The sequence below is a fragment of the Streptomyces sp. NPDC093546 genome, from assembly GCF_044765045.1.
Taxonomy (GTDB): Bacteria; Actinomycetota; Actinomycetes; order Streptomycetales; family Streptomycetaceae; genus Streptomyces.
Genome location: NZ_JBIWJG010000003.1, coordinates 404,971 through 417,127, shown reverse-complemented (window position 1 = coordinate 417,127; position 12,157 = coordinate 404,971). Strand labels below are relative to the sequence as shown.

22 protein-coding genes are annotated in these 12,157 nt (G+C 68.3%); 2 read left to right on the top strand and 20 right to left on the bottom strand.

The genetic code is table 11. From position 1 onward, the window contains the following. The 20 genes from rpmD to rpsJ form a co-directional block, all read right to left on the bottom strand. Positions 1–183 (bottom strand): 50S ribosomal protein L30, encoded by a 183-nt coding sequence (gene rpmD, locus ACIRNI_RS08450; protein WP_010473936.1) that lies wholly within the window; start codon positions 181–183, stop codon positions 1–3. Then, the gene (rpsE, locus tag ACIRNI_RS08445) at positions 183–788 is read right to left on the bottom strand and encodes a 30S ribosomal protein S5 (RefSeq protein WP_355353929.1); all 606 of its coding nucleotides are present in this window, start codon (positions 786–788) and stop codon (positions 183–185) included. The genes rpmD and rpsE overlap by 1 nt, the downstream gene beginning before the upstream one ends. 39 nt (positions 789–827) lie before the next feature. Next, entirely contained in the window at positions 828–1,211 is a 384-nt protein-coding gene (gene rplR / locus ACIRNI_RS08440; RefSeq protein WP_403549473.1) for a 50S ribosomal protein L18, read from the bottom strand. Between the two features lie 3 nt (positions 1,212–1,214). Further along, entirely contained in the window at positions 1,215–1,754 is a 540-nt protein-coding gene (gene rplF / locus ACIRNI_RS08435) for a 50S ribosomal protein L6 (protein WP_010473939.1), read from the bottom strand. A 21-nt stretch (positions 1,755–1,775) separates the two neighbouring features. Continuing rightward, the gene (rpsH, locus tag ACIRNI_RS08430) at positions 1,776–2,174 is read right to left on the bottom strand and encodes a 30S ribosomal protein S8 (protein ID WP_031076677.1); all 399 of its coding nucleotides are present in this window, start codon (positions 2,172–2,174) and stop codon (positions 1,776–1,778) included. A 209-nt stretch (positions 2,175–2,383) separates the two neighbouring features. Further along, the gene (locus tag ACIRNI_RS08425; protein ID WP_003956452.1) at positions 2,384–2,569 is read right to left on the bottom strand and encodes a type Z 30S ribosomal protein S14; all 186 of its coding nucleotides are present in this window, start codon (positions 2,567–2,569) and stop codon (positions 2,384–2,386) included. Between the two features lie 5 nt (positions 2,570–2,574). Then, entirely contained in the window at positions 2,575–3,132 is a 558-nt protein-coding gene (gene rplE, locus ACIRNI_RS08420; protein WP_004984522.1) for a 50S ribosomal protein L5, read from the bottom strand. Further along, entirely contained in the window at positions 3,132–3,455 is a 324-nt protein-coding gene (gene rplX / locus ACIRNI_RS08415; RefSeq protein ID WP_031076675.1) for a 50S ribosomal protein L24, read from the bottom strand. The genes rplE and rplX overlap by 1 nt, the downstream gene beginning before the upstream one ends. A gap of 2 nt (positions 3,456–3,457) precedes the next feature. Then, on the bottom strand, positions 3,458–3,826 hold the full coding sequence (rplN, locus tag ACIRNI_RS08410; RefSeq protein ID WP_003956455.1) for a 50S ribosomal protein L14: 369 nt from the start codon (positions 3,824–3,826) through the stop codon (positions 3,458–3,460). A gap of 143 nt (positions 3,827–3,969) precedes the next feature. After that, on the bottom strand, positions 3,970–4,254 hold the full coding sequence (gene rpsQ, locus ACIRNI_RS08405; protein ID WP_039656223.1) for a 30S ribosomal protein S17: 285 nt from the start codon (positions 4,252–4,254) through the stop codon (positions 3,970–3,972). Continuing rightward, positions 4,254–4,478 carry a 50S ribosomal protein L29 gene (gene rpmC, locus ACIRNI_RS08400; protein ID WP_015035581.1) on the bottom strand — a complete coding sequence of 75 codons (225 nt, stop codon included), beginning with the start codon at positions 4,476–4,478 and terminating at the stop codon, positions 4,254–4,256. The genes rpsQ and rpmC overlap by 1 nt, the downstream gene beginning before the upstream one ends. Beyond that, complete coding sequence (gene rplP / locus ACIRNI_RS08395; protein WP_030494257.1) at positions 4,478–4,897, bottom strand: 50S ribosomal protein L16; 420 nt, start codon at positions 4,895–4,897, stop codon at positions 4,478–4,480. The genes rpmC and rplP overlap by 1 nt, the downstream gene beginning before the upstream one ends. Before the next feature lie 5 nt (positions 4,898–4,902). After that, positions 4,903–5,733, bottom strand: coding sequence for a 30S ribosomal protein S3 (gene rpsC / locus ACIRNI_RS08390; RefSeq protein ID WP_355353915.1), 831 nt, complete (start codon positions 5,731–5,733; stop codon positions 4,903–4,905). Continuing rightward, on the bottom strand, positions 5,733–6,080 hold the full coding sequence (gene rplV, locus ACIRNI_RS08385; protein ID WP_030685471.1) for a 50S ribosomal protein L22: 348 nt from the start codon (positions 6,078–6,080) through the stop codon (positions 5,733–5,735). Before rplV ends, rpsC begins: the two co-directional genes overlap by 1 nt. A 50-nt stretch (positions 6,081–6,130) precedes the next feature. Continuing rightward, positions 6,131–6,412: a 30S ribosomal protein S19 gene (rpsS, locus tag ACIRNI_RS08380; protein ID WP_041665437.1), complete on the bottom strand. Its 282-nt coding sequence runs from the start codon at positions 6,410–6,412 to the stop codon at positions 6,131–6,133. Between the two features lie 12 nt (positions 6,413–6,424). Beyond that, positions 6,425–7,261 (bottom strand): 50S ribosomal protein L2, encoded by an 837-nt coding sequence (rplB, locus tag ACIRNI_RS08375; protein ID WP_355353910.1) that lies wholly within the window; start codon positions 7,259–7,261, stop codon positions 6,425–6,427. Positions 7,262–7,300: 39 nt separating this feature from the next. Beyond that, positions 7,301–7,615 carry a 50S ribosomal protein L23 gene (rplW, locus tag ACIRNI_RS08370; protein ID WP_355353907.1) on the bottom strand — a complete coding sequence of 105 codons (315 nt, stop codon included), beginning with the start codon at positions 7,613–7,615 and terminating at the stop codon, positions 7,301–7,303. Beyond that, positions 7,615–8,265: a 50S ribosomal protein L4 gene (gene rplD, locus ACIRNI_RS08365; RefSeq protein ID WP_355353904.1), complete on the bottom strand. Its 651-nt coding sequence runs from the start codon at positions 8,263–8,265 to the stop codon at positions 7,615–7,617. Before rplD ends, rplW begins: the two co-directional genes overlap by 1 nt. A 7-nt stretch (positions 8,266–8,272) precedes the next feature. Further along, positions 8,273–8,917, bottom strand: a complete 645-nt coding sequence (rplC, locus tag ACIRNI_RS08360) for a 50S ribosomal protein L3 (RefSeq protein WP_315876824.1) — start codon at positions 8,915–8,917, stop codon at positions 8,273–8,275. 13 nt (positions 8,918–8,930) lie between these two features. Beyond that, positions 8,931–9,239 carry a 30S ribosomal protein S10 gene (rpsJ, locus tag ACIRNI_RS08355; protein ID WP_003948644.1) on the bottom strand — a complete coding sequence of 103 codons (309 nt, stop codon included), beginning with the start codon at positions 9,237–9,239 and terminating at the stop codon, positions 8,931–8,933. 540 nt (positions 9,240–9,779) lie between these two features. On the opposite strand from rpsJ, the gene ACIRNI_RS08350 reads away from it, so the two are divergent. Both ACIRNI_RS08350 and ACIRNI_RS08345 read left to right on the top strand, forming a co-directional pair. Beyond that, entirely contained in the window at positions 9,780–10,232 is a 453-nt protein-coding gene (locus tag ACIRNI_RS08350; RefSeq protein ID WP_403549470.1) for a hypothetical protein, read from the top strand. Positions 10,233–10,465: 233 nt separating this feature from the next. Then, positions 10,466–12,148 carry an RNA ligase family protein gene (locus ACIRNI_RS08345; RefSeq protein WP_403549468.1) on the top strand — a complete coding sequence of 561 codons (1,683 nt, stop codon included), beginning with the start codon at positions 10,466–10,468 and terminating at the stop codon, positions 12,146–12,148. Positions 12,149–12,157: the final 9 nt, after the last annotated feature.

Here is a 12,157-nt window from a genome sequence, read left to right as displayed (position 1 = left end):
TCAGTCGACCTCCTCGACCGTCACGAGGTGGCGGACGGTGTGCACCATGCCGCGGAACTCGGGGCGGTCCTCCTTGACGACCTGCGTGTTGATGCCCTTGAGACCAAGGGAACGCAGGGTGTCGCGGTGGTTCTGCTTGCTGCCGATGTACGACTTCGTCTGCGTGATCTTGAGGCGAGCCATTACGCACCCGCCCCGGCACGCGCACGGAGGAGAGCCGCGGGAGCGACGTCCTCGAGGGGCAGACCACGGCGAGCCGCGATCTCCTCGGGACGCTGCAGGCCCTTCAGGGCCTCCACGGTCGCGTGCACGATGTTGATCGCGTTGGACGAGCCGAGCGACTTCGACAGGATGTCGTGAACGCCGGCGCACTCGAGCACGGCACGCACCGGGCCACCGGCGATAACGCCGGTACCGGGGGACGCCGGCTTGAGCATGACGACGCCCGCCGCCTTCTCACCCTGGATGGGGTGCGGGATGGTGCCCTGGATACGGGGGACCTTGAAGAAGTGCTTCTTGGCCTCCTCCACACCCTTGGCGATGGCGGCCGGCACCTCCTTGGCCTTGCCGTAACCGACACCCACGGTGCCGTCACCGTCGCCCACCACGACCAGCGCGGTGAAGCTGAAGCGACGACCACCCTTCACAACCTTGGCGACGCGGTTGATCGCGACGACGCGCTCAACGTACGCGGTCTTCTCGGCGGCAGCAGCGCCGCCGTCACGGCCCTTCCGGTCCCGCCGCTCGCCGCCACCGGCACCGCTTCCGCGGCGCTGGGGTCCAGCCATTGGACTTTCCTTCCTAGTCTTCCTACGTGCGGAACCGGCTCAGAACTTCAGGCCGGCTTCACGGGCGGCATCCGCCAGGGCGGCGATGCGCCCGGCGTAGCGGTTGCCGCCACGGTCGAACACGACAGCTTCGACGCCGGCGGCCTTGGCACGCTCGGCCACGAGCTGGCCGACCTGCTTCGCCTTCGCCGACTTGTCGCCTTCGCCGCCGCGGATGGACGCGTCCAGGGTGGACGCCGACGCCAGGGTGTGACCCGCGATGTCGTCGATGACCTGAGCGGTGATGCCGCGGTTGGACCGGGTGACGACGAGGCGCGGACGCTCCGCCGTACCCGAGACGTTCTTGCGGATACGGATGTGGCGACGCGCCTTAGCAGCGCGCTTGTAAGCGTCGCCCTTGGCGATCTTCGTACCGTATGCCATGGCCTACTTACCAGCCTTTCCGACCTTGCGGCGGATGACCTCGCCCGCGTACTTCACGCCCTTGGCCTTGTACGGGTCGGGCTTGCGCAGCTTGCGGATGTTCGCGGCGACCTCGCCGACCTTCTGCTTGTCGATGCCCTCGACCGAGAACTTGGTCGGCGACTCGACCTTGAAGGAGATCCCCTCGGGGGCCTCCACCAGGATCGGGTGGCTGTAACCGAGCTGGAACTCCAGGTTGGAGCCCTTCGCGGCGACGCGGTAACCGACACCGCTGATCTCGAGCGCCTTCGTGTACCCCTGGGTCACACCGGTGATCATGTTGGCCACCAGCGTGCGGGACAGGCCGTGGAGGGCCTTGTTCTGACGCTCATCGTTCGGGCGGGTGACGTTCAGAACGCCGTCCTCACCCTTGACGATCTCGATCGGGGCGGCGACGGTGTGGGTGAGGGTGCCCTTGGGGCCCTTCACCTCGACCGTACGGCCATCGATGGTGACGTCCACACCGGCGGGAACCGTGATGGGGAGCTTGCCGATACGCGACATTGGCTTTTCCTCCGTTCCCGACTACCAGACGTAGGCGAGGACTTCCCCACCCACGCCCTTCTTCTGCGCCTGCTGGCCGGTCAGGAGACCGTGGGACGTGGAGATGATCGCCACGCCCAGGCCGCCGAGGACCTTCGGCAGGTTGGTGGACTTCGCGTAGACCCGGAGACCGGGCTTCGAGATCCGCTTGATGCCCGCGATGGAGCGCTCACGGTTCGGGCCGAACTTGAGCTCGAGGACGAGGTTCTTGCCGACCTCGGCGTCCTCGACCTTCCAGCCCGTGATGAAGCCCTCCTGCTGGAGGATCTCCGCGATGTGAGACTTGATCTTGCTGTGCGGCATCGTCACGGTGTCGTGGTACGCCGAGTTCGCGTTCCGCAGACGCGTAAGCATGTCTGCGATCGGATCAGTCATGGTCATGAATTGGCCTTCGGCCTCTCTCGCCGGGGTTTCCTATGTGCGCCATCCCTCTCCCCACTCATGGGCGGGACGGGTGCGGCGCGGGGACCTACGGCGTAGTAAGTCGTACGGGCGGCAGGCGCCCAACCCCACAAGCCTACGACATGCGGGGAAGGGCTCCTGCCGGACCAGATGCTTACCGAGAGACTCCGGTCATCCCAACTAAGGGATTACCAGGAGCTCTTGGTCACGCCCGGCAGCTCGCCACGGTGAGCCATCTCACGGAGGCACACGCGGCACAGGCCGAACTTGCGGTAGACGGAGTGCGGACGACCGCAGCGCTGGCAGCGGGTGTACGCGCGCACGCCGAACTTGGGCTTGCGGGCAGCCTTCGCGATGAGAGCCTTCTTCGCCATCTCGCTTACGCCTCCTTGAAGGGGAAGCCGAGGTGACGGAGGAGCGCGCGGCCCTCTTCGTCGTTGGTCGCCGTGGTCACCACGGTGATGTCCATACCCCGGACACGGTCGATCTTGTCCTGGTCGATCTCGTGGAACATGACCTGCTCCGTGAGACCGAAGGTGTAGTTGCCACGGCCGTCGAACTGCTTGGGGGACAGGCCGCGGAAGTCGCGGATGCGCGGGAGCGCGAGCGACAGGGTGCGGTCCAGGAACTCCCACATGCGGTCGCCACGGAGCGTGACGTGGGCACCGATCGGCTGGCCCTCACGCAGCTTGAACTGCGCGATGGACTTGCGGGCCTTGGTGACGGCCGGCTTCTGACCGGTGATCGTGGTGAGGTCGCGGATGGCGCCCTCGATCAGCTTGGAGTCGCGGGCGGCGTCGCCCACACCCATGTTGACCACGATCTTGACGAGGCCCGGGACCTGCATGACGTTCTCGTACGAGAACTCCTCACGCAGCTTGCCCGCGATCTCCTCGCGGTACTTCGTCTTCAGACGCGGAGTGGTGGTGGTAGCCATCAGATGTCCTCACCCGTCCGCTTGGCAACGCGGATCTTGTTGCCCTCGTCGTCGAAGCGGTAACCGACGCGGGTCACGACCTTCTTGCCGTCCTTCTCCACGACGAGCTGAACGTTGCTCACGTGAATGGGGGCCTCGGTGGTGATGATCCCACCGGTCTGCGAACCGCGAGCGGTCTGACCGGCCTTGGTGTGCTTCTTGACCCGGTTGACACCCTCGACCAGGACGCGGTCCTCGCGGGGGAAGGCCGCGATGACCTTGCCCTGCTTGCCCTTGTCCTTACCGGTGATGACCTGGACCAGGTCGCCCTTCTTGATCTTCATGCTTACAGCACCTCCGGCGCGAGCGAGATGATCTTCATGAACTTCTTCTCGCGCAGCTCACGGCCCACCGGGCCGAAGATACGGGTGCCGCGAGGGTCGCCGTCGTTCTTCAGAATGACGGCGGCGTTCTCGTCGAAGCGGATGTACGAGCCGTCCTGGCGGCGGCGCTCCTTGACGGTGCGAACGATGACCGCCTTGACGACGTCACCCTTCTTCACGTTGCCACCGGGGATCGCGTCCTTGACGGTGGCGACGATGACGTCACCGATGCCCGCGTAGCGGCGACCGGAACCACCGAGAACACGGATGCAAAGGATCTCCTTGGCACCAGTGTTGTCGGCGACACGCAGTCGCGACTCCTGCTGGATCACGTCTATCTCCTGATCGTCTGCCGGTTCCCGGCAGGGCCTGCGAAGGCCCTGCCGAGCCTGGCGGAACTAAATGCTGGGGCAGTGACGCCTCAGCGAGGGGCATGCGGGGACTGAGCCGGTGAGGGCGTCAGTCCCCCGCAAAATTACTTGGCCTTCTCGAGGATCTCGACGACGCGCCAGCGCTTCGTCGCGGACAGCGGCCGGGTCTCCATGAGGAGGACGCGGTCGCCGACACCCGCGGCGTTCTGCTCGTCGTGCGCCTTGAGCTTGTTCGTACGGCGGATGACCTTGCCGTACAGCGCGTGCTTGACGCGGTCCTCGACGGCGACGACGACGGTCTTGTCCATCTTGTCGCTGACGACCAGACCCTCACGGGTCTTGCGGAAACCGCGCGCTTCCTTGTTCTCAGTCACGTTGCTCTCGCTCATCAGGCGCTCTCCACCGTCTCGATGCCCAGCTCGCGCTCGCGCATCAGGGTGTAGATCCGGGCGATGTCCTTACGGACGGACTTGAGCCGACCGTGGTTCTCGAGCTGCCCGGTCGCCGCCTGGAAGCGGAGGTTGAACAGCTCTTCCTTGGCCTCGCGGAGCTTGTTGAGAAGCTCCTCGTTGCCCAGCTCGCGCAGCTCGGACGCCTTGGTACCGGCCGACATCACAGCTCACCTGCCTCGCGCTTGACGATCTTGCACTTCATCGGCAGCTTGTGGGCGGCACGAGTCAGGGCCTCACGCGCGATCTTCTCGTTCGGGTAGGACAGCTCGAACATCACCCGACCAGGCTTGACGTTCGCGATCCACCACTCCGGGGAACCCTTACCGGAACCCATGCGGGTCTCGGCAGGCTTCTTCGTGAGCGGACGGTCCGGGTAGATGTTGATCCAGACCTTGCCGCCACGCTTGATGTGGCGGGTCATCGCGATACGCGCGGCCTCGATCTGGCGGTTGGTCACGTAGGCCGGGGTGAGGGCCTGAATGCCGTACTCGCCGAACGCAACCTGCGTGCCACCCTTGGACATACCGTTGCGCTTCGGGTGGTGCTGCTTGCGGTGCTTGACCCTACGGGGGATCAGCATGTCGGTCAGGCCTCCGTTCCGGTGCTCTCAGCCGGAGCAGCGGCGGCAGCCTCGGCCTTGGGGGCCTCGGCGCCGGCGTTCTGCTGCGGCTTGCGACCGCGACCGCCACGCTCGCCACCGCGGCCACCACGGCCGGCGGGGCGGTCAGCGCCACCACGGGCCGGGCGGTTGCCGGCGCGGGCAGCGGCGTTCTCGGCGCGGACCTCGGCGATGTTCTTGACGTCGCCCTTGTAGATCCAGACCTTCACGCCGATGCGGCCGAAGGTCGTCTTGGCCTCGAAGAAGCCGTACTCGACGTTCGCGCGGAGCGTGTGCAGCGGCACACGGCCCTCGCGGTAGAACTCCGAGCGGGACATCTCGGCGCCGCCGAGACGGCCGCCACACTGGATCTTGATGCCCTTGGCGCCCGCCTTCATCGCCGACTGCATGCTCTTACGCATGGCGCGGCGGAAGGAGACGCGGGAGGACAGCTGCTCGGCAACGGCCTGGGCCACGAGCTGAGCGTCGACCTCGGGGTTCTTGACCTCGAGGATGTTCAGCTGGACCTGCTTGCCCGTGAGCTTCTCGAGGTCACCGCGGATGCGGTCGGCCTCGGCGCCACGGCGGCCGATGACGATGCCCGGACGCGCGGTGTGGATGTCCACGCGGACACGGTCACGGGTGCGCTCGATCTCCACCTTCGAGATGCCGGCGCGCTCCATGCCGGACGTCATCATCCGACGGATGGCGACGTCTTCCTTGACGTAGTCCTTGTACAGCTTGTCGGCGTACCAGCGCGACTTGAAGTCGGTGGTGATGCCGAGCCGGAACCCGTGCGGGTTTACCTTCTGGCCCATTACCGGGTTCCTTCCTTGCTGCTGACGACCACGGTGATGTGGCTGGTCCGCTTGCGGATCCGGTAGGCACGGCCCTGAGCACGCGGACGGAACCGCTTCAGGGTCGGGCCCTCGTCAACGTACGCCTCGCTGATGTACAGCGAAGAGGCGTCCGTGTGGTCGTAGTTGTGCGCGGCGTTGGCAATGGCGCTGTCCAGCACCTTGCCCACCGGCACGCTCGCGGCCTGCGGGGCGAAACGCAGGACCGCCTGAGCCTCCGTGGCGTCCATGCCACGGATGAGGTCCACCACGCGGCGGGCCTTCATGGGCGTGACGCGGATGTACCGCGCCTGGGCCCTGGCTTCCATGGTTGTCCCTTCAGTGTCTGACACGTTCGTCATGGTCTTTCACCCCGCTACTAGCGGCGCTTCGACTTCCGGTCTTCCTTGACGTGACCCCGGAAGGTGCGCGTCGGCGAGAACTCGCCGAGCTTGTGGCCGACCATCGACTCGGTGACGAACACCGGGATGTGGGTCTTGCCGTTGTGCACCGCGATCGTGTGGCCGAGCATGGCCGGGACGATCATCGAGCGACGGGACCAGGTCTTGATGACGTTCTTGGTGCCGGCTTCGTTCTGAGAATCCACCTTCTTGATCAGGTGGTCGTCGACGAAGGGCCCCTTCTTGAGACTACGCGGCATCTAAACCCGCTCCTAGCGCTTCTTGTTCGTCTTGCGGCGGCGGACGATGTACTTGTTGCTCGCCTTCTTGGGAGAACGAGTACGACCCTCCTTCTGACCCCACGGGGAAACCGGGTGGCGACCACCGGAGGTCTTGCCCTCACCACCACCGTGCGGGTGGTCGACCGGGTTCATGGCGACACCACGGACGGTCGGGCGAACGCCCAGCCAGCGCTTGCGGCCGGCCTTGCCCCAGTTGATGTTCGACTGCTCGGCGTTGCCGACCTCGCCGATGGTGGCGCGGCAGCGGACGTCGACCAGACGGATCTCACCGGACGGCATGCGCAGGTGGGCCATCGAGCCCTCCTTCGCGAGCAGCTGCACGGAGGCACCGGCGGAGCGGGCGAACTTGGCGCCGCCACCGGGACGGAGCTCGATCGCGTGGATCGTGGTACCGACCGGGATGTTGCGCAGGGCCAGGTTGTTGCCCGGCTTGATGTCGGCCGCGGGGCCGTTCTCGATCCGGTCGCCCTGGTTCAGGCCACGCGGAGCGATGATGTAGCGCTTCTCGCCGTCCGCGTAGTGGAGCAGAGCGATGCGCGCGGTGCGGTTGGGGTCGTACTCGATGTGAGCGACCTTGGCCGGCACGCCGTCCTTGTCGTGACGACGGAAGTCGATCACGCGGTAGGCGCGCTTGTGGCCACCGCCCTGGTGACGGACGGTCACACGACCGGTGTTGTTACGGCCGCCCTTGCTGTGCAGGGGGCGGACCAGCGACTTCTCCGGCGTGGACCGCGTGATCTCGACGAAGTCGGCGACGCTGGAGCCACGACGGCCCGGAGTCGTCGGCTTGTACTTGCGGATACCCATTTCTCAGTCCTCGTCCGATATTCGGACCAGGGCACTCCGTTAGGAGGCCTGGCCGAAGATGTCGATTCGGCTGCCCTCGGCAAGGGTCACGATGGCGCGCTTGGTGTCGGCGCGCTTGCCGAAACCGGTGCGGGTGCGCTTGCGCTTGCCCTGGCGGTTGATCGTGTTGACCCCAACGACCTTGACCGACCAGACCGCCTCGACGGCCTGCTTGATCTGGGTCTTGTTCGCGCGCGGGTCGACGATGAACGTGTACTTGTTCTCGTCCAGCAGCGCGTAGCTCTTCTCGGAGACAACCGGCTTGACGAGAATGTCGCGCGGGTCCGTGAAGGTCTTGCTGGTGATCTCGGCCATCAGGCCTCGCTCCCCTCGTTGTCAGCGGCCTTGGGGCCAGACACGAAGGACTCGAAGGCGGCCTTGGTGAAGACCACGTCGTCGGAGACGAGCACGTCGTACGTGTTCAGCTGGCCCGGCTCCAGGATGTGCACCTGGGGCAGGTTGCGGGCGGACAGCCACGCGGCCTCGTCGGAGCGCTCGGCGACCAGGAGCAGGTTCTTGCGCTCCGAGATCTTGCCGAACAGCGTCTTCGCGGCCTTGGTGGAGATCTCGCCCTCGACCACGCCGGAGACGACGTGGATGCGGGAGTGACGCGCCCGGTCCGAGAGGGCACCGCGGAGGGCGGCGGCCTTCATCTTCTTCGGGGTGCGCTGCGAGTAGTCACGCGGCACGGGGCCGTGGACGACGCCACCGCCGGCGAACTGCGGGGCGCGGGTCGAGCCCTGACGGGCGCGGCCGGTGCCCTTCTGGCGGTACGGCTTCTTGCCGCCACCGCGGACTTCGCCACGGGTCTTGGTCTTGTGCGTGCCCTGGCGGGCAGCGGCCAGCTGTGCGACGACGACCTGGTGGATCAGCGGAACGCTGGTCTTCGCGTCGAAGATCTCCGCGGGGAGCTCGACGGTACCGGCCTTGTCGCCTGCCGGCGAAAGGATGTCAATGGTGCTCATCGTTACCTCAGGCCCCCTTGGCCGCGGTACGGACCAGGACGAGGCCGCCGTTCGGACCGGGGACCGCACCCTTGATCAGGAGCAGACCCTTCTCCGCGTCAACGGCGTGGACGGTCAGGTTCTGGGTGGTGACCCGCTCGTTGCCCATGCGGCCCGCCATGCGGAGGCCCTTGAACACACGGCCCGGGGTGGCGCAGCCACCGATGGAACCGGGCGAGCGGTGCTTGCGCTGGGTGCCGTGTCCGGCGCCCAGGCCACGGAAGTTGTGGCGCTTCATGACACCGGCGAAGCCCTTGCCCTTGCTCTTGCCGGTGACGTCGACCTTGACGCCCGCCTCGAAGACCTCAGCGGTGATCTCCTGGCCGAGCGTGTACTCGGAGGCGTCAGCGGTGCGGATCTCCACCAGGTGGCGGCGCGGGGTGACGTCGGCCTTGGCGAAGTGACCCTTGAGGGGCTTGTTCACCTTGCGCGGGTCGATCTCGCCGAAGGCGATCTGGACCGACTCGTAGCCGTCAGTGTCGTTCGTGCGGACCTGGGTGACGACGCAGGGCCCGGCCTTGACGACGGTCACCGGGACAACCCGGTTGTTCTCGTCCCAGACCTGGGTCATGCCGAGCTTCTCGCCCAGGACGCCCTTAATGTTCTTAGCCATCTCGCGCGTCACCTCAGAGCTTGATCTCGATGTCGACGCCGGCCGGCAGGTCGAGGCGCATGAGCGAGTCAACCGTCTTCGGCGTGGGGTCGAGGATGTCGATGAGGCGCTTGTGCGTGCGCATCTCGAAGTGCTCGCGCGAGTCCTTGTACTTGTGCGGCGACTTGATGACGCAGTACACGTTCTTCTCAGTGGGCAGCGGCACCGGGCCCGCGACCGACGCACCGGTACGGGTCACCGTCTCGACGATCTTCTTCGCCGAAGAGTCGATGACCTCGTGGTCGTAGGCCTTGAGCCGGATGCGGATCTTCTGTCCCGCCATGGCTACTCAGTAGTCCTGTCTCTCGTAACGCTCTGGTACCTGGTGGGTCCGCGCCCTGTCCTGATCTCCGACCCACGCGGTCGGGCGTGTCGCACTCCCTCTACGCAGATATCCCGAAGGATTTCCCAACCGAGGGGGTGCGGGCCTGTGGACCGCGAGACCGGGGATCGACGTATGGACGCGTCTGGCCACCGGGTGCCTGGTCGGCGCCCCGCTGACGCTTCCCGGAAGATTCCCGTACGTCCGCCCCTGATCAGAGGCGACGAGTACTGTGGGACTCGCTTCCGGTCCTCCCGGCGGGAGGCGCGCAGCATCGGCACTCAACCGAGCAACCCGGACAGTCTGCCACACCGGGCCTGGCCGACGCCAATCGAGCCGAAGAGATTACCCCGCGGGGGTTGCGTGTCAAACCGCGGCACGCGGAACCCCGCGGTCCGGCCGGGGCGGCCGGGGCCGGCCTCGTACGGAGCTCCCACTATGATCGCTGGCCGTCCCGGGCGGGGTCACCGCCCGGAAACCCGAAACCGGATCATGGGGGAAATGGTGCGCAAGACGACGACGGCGGTCGCGCTCGCCCTGGCGGCGGCACTGCTGACGGGCTGCGGCGGCAGCGGCAAGGGCGGCACGGACGCCGGGAAGGACCCGGCGGCGTCGCAGCCGGCGGGGCAGCCGGCCGAGAAGCCGGCCGAGCAGGGCGGCGCGTCGCACGAGGTGACCATCGAGGTGACCGGCAAGGGTCAGACGATGATCATGTACACCCTCGACGAGTCGAAGACCGAGACGGTGACGCTGCCCTGGAAGAAGACCGCCACCATCACGCCCGAGGGCGCGGAGAAGCAGGTCGGCCGGCTGGTGATCGTCACGCCGGGCCACTCGCAGGGCGAGGACGGGACGCTGACGGCCGCGGCGTGCACGATCACGGTGGACGGCAAGCAGGTCGCGGACAACGGGGGCGGCAAGATCGCCAAGCCCTGCTCGTACAAGCTGAAGTAGCCCGCCCGCACTCCACGGCACCACCCCTCGCGCCCCGCGCCCGGTCCCTGCCGAGCGCGGGGCGCGAGGCGTCGACCGCTCGAGGTGGACACCGCGCGGAGCCCTCGGGGAGCCCTCGGGGCCCACGTGGGAGCGCGAACGCTGACGGTGGCCGCCGATATCCGCGTGCGCGGCGCCGGAGAGGGCGCTTACGGTACGGAGTCGGCGATCAAGCGAGGAAACCGGGGGGAAGCGTGCGTACGTCGTACCCCCGCACGCCCCACCTGCCCTGGTCCCCCGGCGCCGCCGCCGACGATGTGCGGGCTGGGGACCTCGCCGGGCTGGTGGGCCGGGAGGTCGTCGTCACCGAGAAGCTCGACGGCGAGAACACGACCCTGTACGCCGACGGGCTGCACGCCCGCTCCCTCGACTCGGCGCACCATCCGTCGCGGGCCTGGGTCAAGGGCCTGCAGGGGCGGATCGCCGCCCGCATCCCTGCGGGGTGGCGGGTGTGCGGGGAGAACACGTACGCGCGGCACTCGATCGCGTACGGCGATCTGGAGAGCTGGTTCTACGGATTCTCGGTGTGGGACGACCGGGACCGGTGTCTGGACTGGGACCGGACCGTGGCGTTCCTGCGGCGGCTGGGGGTTCCCGCGCCGCCGGTTCTGTGGCGGGGCACCTTCGACGAGCGGGCGCTGCGCGCGCTGAGCCGGAGCCTCGACACCGGCCGCCAGGAGGGGTACGTCGTGCGGACGGTCGAGGGCTTCGGGTACGGGGAGTTCGCGCGGCGGGTGGCGAAGTGGGTGCGGCCCCGGCACGTGACGACCGACGCGCACTGGATGTACGCCGCCGTCGTGGAGAACGGGCTCGGTCCGCGCGCCGCGCTGTGGGACGTCCGGTCGGGGGCGGCGCCCGACGGCGAGGCGCTCGCGGCCGCGGTCGGCCTTCCGGAGGGCGCGGACGGCCGGGCCGCCTCGGAGGCGGCCGCGCGGCTCGACGGGCTCGGCCGGTCGGGCGACGACCGGCTCGCCGGGGTGCTCGCCGCGCTGCTGCACCGGCATCCGAGGGCGCGGCTCGCGGCGGGGCTGGTCGCGCCGCTGGGCATGCCGCTGGCGCGGCGCGTCGGCGATCTGGTCGGGCTGTACCCGGGGCTGCAGCGGCCGTACCCGGACGAGGAGCGGCGCGCCGGGCTCCTGCGGCTGTCGTACGCCGCCGACCTCGGCGTCCTGCACGCCGTGGCCGGGGCGCTCGCGGACACCGCCGAGGCGCGCGAGCAGGTGGAGTGGTCCGCGCTCCACTCCGAAGAGGCCAAGCCGCTCGACGGGCTGCGGGAGGCCTTCGCCGACCTGGCCGACCCCGACGCGGCCGACCGCTGCGTGGCGCAGGCCCGTGAGGCGTACGCGCTGGGGCGGATCGCGACCGTCGAGGAGGCGGTCGCGGCGACCTGGCGGTGGCGGTCCGGGGACTTCCCGAGGCTGGTGCACCTGGTCGGGCCGTCGGGCAGCGGGAAGAGCACCTTCGGACACCGGCTGCCGGGCGTGGCCCCGGGCGCGTACGTGTCGCTCGACGAACTGCGCGCGGCGCGCGGCTCCCGCGCGGACCAGCGGGACAACGGCGCCGTCCTGCGCGAGGGCCTCGACCGGCTCGACACGGCCCTCGCCGCCGGAGGCACCGTGGTGTGGGACGCCACGTCCCTCAACCCGCACCAGCGGTCCCTGGTGCACGCGGTCGCGCACCGCCGCGACGCGCTCGTCACGCACGTGGTGGCGCTGGTCGACGAGGCCGAGCTCGCGCGCCGCAACGCGCACCGGACGCACGCGGTGCCGGCTGAGGTGCTCGCCGGCCAGCTGCGCCGGTTCGTGCCGCCGTACCCGGGCCAGGCGCACCGCACCTGGTACGTCGGGGCGAGCGGCACAGTGGAAGACGAGGCGTGAGGCAAGAGG

Bases quoted from the DNA above. Each gene is read 5' to 3' on its own strand.
- rplE (WP_004984522.1), bottom strand. From the start codon at position 3,132: ATGGCTACCACCACCACTCCGCGTCTGAAGACGAAGTACCGCGAGGAG.
- rpmD (WP_010473936.1), bottom strand. From the start codon at position 183: ATGGCTCGCCTCAAGATCACGCAGACGAAGTCGTACATCGGCAGCAAG.
- rpsC (WP_355353915.1), bottom strand. From the start codon at position 5,733: ATGGGCCAGAAGGTAAACCCGCACGGGTTCCGGCTCGGCATCACCACC.
- rpsE (WP_355353929.1), bottom strand. From the start codon at position 788: ATGGCTGGACCCCAGCGCCGCGGAAGCGGTGCCGGTGGCGGCGAGCGG.
- rpsS (WP_041665437.1), bottom strand. From the start codon at position 6,412: ATGCCGCGTAGTCTCAAGAAGGGGCCCTTCGTCGACGACCACCTGATC.
- rpsH (WP_031076677.1), bottom strand. From the start codon at position 2,174: ATGACCATGACTGATCCGATCGCAGACATGCTTACGCGTCTGCGGAAC.
- rpsQ (WP_039656223.1), bottom strand. From the start codon at position 4,254: ATGAGCGAGAGCAACGTGACTGAGAACAAGGAAGCGCGCGGTTTCCGC.
- rplX (WP_031076675.1), bottom strand. From the start codon at position 3,455: ATGAAGATCAAGAAGGGCGACCTGGTCCAGGTCATCACCGGTAAGGAC.
- rplV (WP_030685471.1), bottom strand. From the start codon at position 6,080: ATGGAAGCCAGGGCCCAGGCGCGGTACATCCGCGTCACGCCCATGAAG.
- rplD (WP_355353904.1), bottom strand. From the start codon at position 8,265: ATGAGCACCATTGACATCCTTTCGCCGGCAGGCGACAAGGCCGGTACC.
- rplB (WP_355353910.1), bottom strand. From the start codon at position 7,261: ATGGGTATCCGCAAGTACAAGCCGACGACTCCGGGCCGTCGTGGCTCC.
- rplF (WP_010473939.1), bottom strand. From the start codon at position 1,754: ATGTCGCGTATCGGCAAGCTCCCCATCACGGTTCCCGCCGGTGTGGAC.
- rplC (WP_315876824.1), bottom strand. From the start codon at position 8,917: ATGGCTAAGAACATTAAGGGCGTCCTGGGCGAGAAGCTCGGCATGACC.
- rplW (WP_355353907.1), bottom strand. From the start codon at position 7,615: ATGGCCGAGATCACCAGCAAGACCTTCACGGACCCGCGCGACATTCTC.
- rplP (WP_030494257.1), bottom strand. From the start codon at position 4,897: ATGCTGATCCCCCGTAGGGTCAAGCACCGCAAGCAGCACCACCCGAAG.
- rpsJ (WP_003948644.1), bottom strand. From the start codon at position 9,239: ATGGCGGGACAGAAGATCCGCATCCGGCTCAAGGCCTACGACCACGAG.
- ACIRNI_RS08350 (WP_403549470.1), top strand. From the start codon at position 9,780: ATGGTGCGCAAGACGACGACGGCGGTCGCGCTCGCCCTGGCGGCGGCA.
- rpmC (WP_015035581.1), bottom strand. From the start codon at position 4,478: ATGTCGGCCGGTACCAAGGCGTCCGAGCTGCGCGAGCTGGGCAACGAG.
- ACIRNI_RS08425 (WP_003956452.1), bottom strand. From the start codon at position 2,569: ATGGCGAAGAAGGCTCTCATCGCGAAGGCTGCCCGCAAGCCCAAGTTC.
- rplR (WP_403549473.1), bottom strand. From the start codon at position 1,211: ATGGCATACGGTACGAAGATCGCCAAGGGCGACGCTTACAAGCGCGCT.